The organism is Rhizobium centroccidentale (genome assembly GCF_030182565.1).
Taxonomy (GTDB): domain Bacteria; phylum Pseudomonadota; class Alphaproteobacteria; order Rhizobiales; family Rhizobiaceae; genus Rhizobium.
The window spans coordinates 1-4,024 of record NZ_JAQJCG010000051.1; the positions used below are offsets into that span (position 1 = coordinate 1).

Below are 4,024 nucleotides of genomic sequence, written 5' to 3' on the forward strand. Positions count from 1 at the left end.
GGCTGGATACTCGTAAAGCTCCCGCTTCATCGCCCCCGGCATCTGCACCAGCGAAGGCGTGGTTGTGCCCGGCACCATCTGCGGCGTCTCGAAATTCCAATCGGCGCCGGCGCGCTCGAGTAGAGACCCGTAAAAAACTACTCAAACGTTAACCAATTTTCACCTTGCACCAGTAGGCCATTATGCTCACAGGAGTCGCCGACTCGCGCGACTTTTCTGCCACCGATTTTAGCGACTAACGAACCACCTGTGATTGCAGCCGTTGTTTGCGCGCCGGTACACAGGCACTTGTCCCCAGCTGTGGCGATGGGAATGCCGTTTACCTTTACGAAGTTCTGACTTGTGGACTGTATCGGCCCCCCGATATGCGGTTTCGGTCCCGGATCGCACGCAGGGCAGGTATGCATTTGACCTTTAAGTGTTACAGGACTTCCCATAGTTATGTCTTCCTATGCAAAATAAATCTGTCCGACCATGGTTAGACCATCCTAATGTTGCTTTGCTGACAAAGTAACACACAATCTCGCCTCTCGGATGAAATTTGCGGGTGAACACGATATGCTGGGAGTAACTTTTCCTGTCTAATATTCACTTTAGCGAGCGTATGGATGAGGGCATGATGCTCTGCGTCAATGATGGTCCAAGCCTTGCGAAGCTCTAAGGTGGAGATGACTGCCTGCAATGCTTCCACCGCAAGTCCGTTTCCACTTCTAGCTGGAGCCAAAAGCCCGCCCAATTCATCGTCCAATCCAACTTGGATAAAACCGATAGGATTGCGCGGATCTAAGCGGTCAGCACCCACGTAAGTACGCAATCCTTGCTCCCATGCTTCTCGCCATTCTACAATTACAAAAAAGGTATCTGCAATGTCAGTAACGGGAGGATACGGGCTAAATCGGCAAACCTCTGGGTTAGACAGAAGTGCATGCAACCCTGGCCCGTCCGAATGAACTGGCGTCCGTAAAATCAGACGCGGTGTCTCTATTCGGCGAATATCCAAAGGGCTAGAAGATGTCGAAGTTTGTGTTTCGTATGACATTACCGTTCCAAACAATTTATTTAGCTGGCCACCATACAAAAGCACTACGCAAGTTTGCTTAAACGACTAAGAATCTTGTGCGTGTGAATTGCCCCGCCTGGCTTTATAATTTCAAAACGATCATCTTCTCCGGGGATTAAACAAAGCTTTATTGCATAACTATTCTCTCCGTATTCTTTCTTTCCGGCGCTCTCGATTTCCCACGTGCCTTCTCCAGGCAATACCTCATAAATTAAGCTATATGGTCCATTATCAATATTTACTGATTCATAATAAAATACAGAACCAATATAGACAGGAGTCTCGTGAATATTAAATGGAACGCGCAAACAGGAAATCGCATCTGGAGAGACAGAAAACGTACTTATTATCTCAACATCAACACGGCATATAAATGCGTGCTCTGGAACACCGAGACTAATAATTCCAGGAGACCAAGCAAAGCCTTGGTCAAGTTCATCGTCACCCCAAATATGGCCGGGGCGATTGACGGAAGGCAAGTAAACAATCAGTTGCCCGTAGTTAATCATGACGCTAAATGTTGCAAGCATTTCTATGGTCCTGTTATAAGTGTAATTCTACAGCCTGCTGGTAACCCCTTTACATTCGCCCCTATTATGCCGCCTGATACCCTGTTATCGCGCCAATCGATATTTCTAACGCTGGCATGTCCACCATTCTCCATAAATGCAGCTGGAGGATATTCGTCCGGTTCCATACCGCTGTATCGAGGAACGCCGCTGGTTGAAGCTGCACGCCGTGCCTTTGCGGCGATTGGGTTTGCATCATAGGTCAAAACACTAGGAAAGCCCATTCGTTGCGCATCATCGATATGCTTGGCGGATTCAGGAGCACTAGAATACGGAATTACAATGGTTTTTTGGCAACAATTCCCAGTTGCGCACGATTCTGCAGCTGTTGCGGAAAGCTGCTTTGCTAATGCTTGAACTTTTTTTAGTCGCTCTTGCAACTCTCCGGGTGCAAGCGCTGGAACGGCTCCTGTAGCAGTCGAGTTAACTGGTGTATCTCCACTTAAAAGAAGGCCAGTTCCTACGACAGCTGCACCACCTACAAGAACACTGGTGGAGATACCCGTGCCTGCTGCAGCCCCGCCTCCAAGAGCAATGGCGCCGCCTCCCGCACCCGCTAATATGGGAGCTCCAAGTATAGGCATTAGCCCACCTCTTCCATTGAATCCACTAGGCGACTCATCTGGTGAAGAAGTATCTCCACATTCTCGTCGGGTGTGCCTGGACCTGATTGTATAAACCGCCGGATTTCCGGCTGGCTTTCAAATCGGTCTCCACTGGAAAGCATCAAAAACCCCCAAATGCTCAGCGACCGTTCTTGAGTAAGCCCCAGTTGATTGCCAGACGCCTCATACCGCAAGATGCGCTCGTCCAGTCCTTCTTGAGTCATGCTCGCTGTTTGCTCGGGGGCCATGGCTTTAAGAATTGACGACATTCGGTCGCAGTATGCTGTACGGCGATTGGCGTGAAGCGCGCTGAGCTGATCTGCACCAAGCACCAGCATTCCTCTAGGCGTTTTTGGCGAGTCCTTTGGTCTCAGCGCGCGCTTGGGCCCACCAGGGGTGTTTATAAGAACGGCGGTAGCGGGACCGAAAACACGTACAAGCTGTTCTGTCGTAAGTAAGGGTATGACGGTGCTTAGCACACTTGGGTCCCAATGGCGAAACAGAACACGCTCGTACTTGATCGCCAAATCAGATGATTCAGCATTCGGAAGAAAACGTTCGTCAGGGATGCGAATTTCATTAATCGTTCGCAGGTGCCGCCACAGCGCTTGCTCGCCCTCTGGGCACAACCAGAACACTGCGCAGGGTTTATCGAGCGCCAGCTCCTCAATCTGCTCCCTAGCCCGGCGGTTATTCAAGGGAACAAGCCACGGCCCGTCACGACGCATGTTCTCGTCGCCACCCTTTAGAAATAATGAACGACCGCTAATGTCTGCATCGGCAAGCTCTTCTTCGAGGTCATCAAAGTATCCGCCATCAAGCACAGCAAACAACGGCCCTTGCATGTGGTCAAGAGCTGCTCGAAACCTTCGAGCGCGAGCTACATCATCTATCTCGTCTGAAAGTGGTGTTTCCATTGTTAATATGCTCGCGCGAACGGCGTCCCAGATTGCGACATCTTGTTGAGACAGGACGCACCCTTGCCGGGGCCGCCTTTCTTGAAGTTGATGCGGTTGCCCTCAATGTCTATCTTGAGAGCATAAAACGTAATGCCCTTTTTATTGATGGTAATGTACCCGCCGGGCGCGGAAAGACGGATTTCATCATCGGCGTAGATTTCCCAAACTTTAGCCTCGCCATGATATTTCTCGCCGGAGACAATTTTGTACAGCTGACCCACCTCGATTGCGATTTTGTCGCCGACAGTCACTTGCTGTTCTTTGCCAACATTGAGAACATGTGTCTGACCGATATTTGTTACCTTGCTCACTCCGATTTGCTCGGCTTTGGCAATGCCGACGGAAGTCGACTGAAACATGCCGATGATCGTATTCATGATCCCCGGTAACGGAAACAAACCAGACGCATCTTCGCCAACGGCCGTTCCCGAACCAGCAAGAGCAGTGCCAGCATCGGAGCGCGGATTACGACCCGAGACCACGCCTTCGCGTGAGGAAAGGCCGCTGGCTCCAAGGAAGCCAAGCGCTGATGAAGCGAGTGTGGTTGCGAAGGCTGCTATACCTGGGCCGCCTCCCGCCAATTGTGCCGCCTGGGTAAGCAACCCCGCCGTCTGTCCCGCAAGCCCCTGCACGCCCGCCATCGCCAAGGCTGCCATCGGCCCGGTGCCGCCCACAACCGTATTCACCGATCCACCGATCTCGTGCTTCTGGTTGCCGCTCACCTCGACCGCACGATTGCCGCCGATGGAGGCGACCTCGTGGCGGTCGACGCGTTTGGTGCGGTCGTTGCGTACGCGCGTCGTCTGGTCCTTCTGCGCGTGGAAGAACATG

6 protein-coding genes are annotated in these 4,024 nt (G+C 51.8%); all 6 read right to left on the minus strand.

The features are described from left to right. Positions 1-137 precede the first annotated feature (137 nt). Entirely contained in the window at positions 138-437 is a 300-nt protein-coding gene (locus tag PH562_RS30520; RefSeq protein WP_285177626.1) for a PAAR domain-containing protein, read from the minus strand. 41 nt (positions 438-478) lie between these two features. Further along, the gene (locus PH562_RS30525) at positions 479-1,039 is read right to left on the minus strand and encodes a GNAT family N-acetyltransferase (protein ID WP_285177627.1); all 561 of its coding nucleotides are present in this window, start codon (positions 1,037-1,039) and stop codon (positions 479-481) included. A 44-nt stretch (positions 1,040-1,083) separates the two neighbouring features. After that, entirely contained in the window at positions 1,084-1,590 is a 507-nt protein-coding gene (gene comJ / locus PH562_RS30530; protein ID WP_285177628.1) for a competence protein ComJ, read from the minus strand. Between the two features lie 2 nt (positions 1,591-1,592). Then, on the minus strand, positions 1,593-2,213 hold the full coding sequence (locus PH562_RS30535; RefSeq protein WP_285177629.1) for a NucA/NucB deoxyribonuclease domain-containing protein: 621 nt from the start codon (positions 2,211-2,213) through the stop codon (positions 1,593-1,595). Then, positions 2,213-3,151, minus strand: coding sequence for a DUF4123 domain-containing protein (locus PH562_RS30540; protein WP_285177630.1), 939 nt, complete (start codon positions 3,149-3,151; stop codon positions 2,213-2,215). The genes PH562_RS30535 and PH562_RS30540 overlap by 1 nt, the downstream gene beginning before the upstream one ends. A gap of 2 nt (positions 3,152-3,153) precedes the next feature. Next, the coding region (locus PH562_RS30545) for a bacteriophage T4 gp5 trimerisation domain-containing protein (RefSeq protein ID WP_483315399.1) at positions 3,154-4,024 on the minus strand (871 nt) is incomplete at its 5' end.

Coding starts and splice junctions, on each gene's coding strand:
- PH562_RS30525 (WP_285177627.1), bottom strand. CDS start 1,039: ATGTCATACGAAACACAAACTTCGACATCTTCTAGCCCTTTGGATATT.
- PH562_RS30540 (WP_285177630.1), bottom strand. CDS start 3,151: ATGGAAACACCACTTTCAGACGAGATAGATGATGTAGCTCGCGCTCGA.
- comJ (WP_285177628.1), bottom strand. CDS start 1,590: ATGCTTGCAACATTTAGCGTCATGATTAACTACGGGCAACTGATTGTT.
- PH562_RS30520 (WP_285177626.1), bottom strand. CDS start 437: ATGGGAAGTCCTGTAACACTTAAAGGTCAAATGCATACCTGCCCTGCG.
- PH562_RS30535 (WP_285177629.1), bottom strand. CDS start 2,213: ATGCCTATACTTGGAGCTCCCATATTAGCGGGTGCGGGAGGCGGCGCC.